We start from the raw sequence: 250 nt of genomic DNA on the forward strand, positions 1-250 counted from the left end.
AATGGTGTTTTCAAGTGTTTCAATTTCTTTGAGCTGTTCATTTAAAGCGGTGTTTGTGTTCAGTTTAAAAACTTCTTCTTGATTGTCTATCAATTCTTTTGAATAGTCCAGTGCTTGTCTCTGTTTTTTATTGCCGTTCCAGTCGAACACATTCCAGTTTAACTTTAAACCAACTATGTAATATGAGGTAAACTCGTGTTCCAGCATATTCAAGCCTGGGTTGCCATAACCGCCTGTTGCAAAACCATTG

General features: G+C 36.8%; 1 protein-coding gene. It reads right to left on the minus strand.

All coding sequences use genetic code 11. The annotated features are described in order from the left end of the window. Positions 1 to 250: TolC family protein (locus OU788_RS12805; RefSeq protein WP_274635506.1), on the minus strand; the 250-nt coding region annotated here is incomplete at both ends.

This window comes from Tenacibaculum sp. L6, assembly GCF_028823685.1.
Lineage (GTDB): Bacteria > Bacteroidota > Bacteroidia > Flavobacteriales > Flavobacteriaceae > Polaribacter.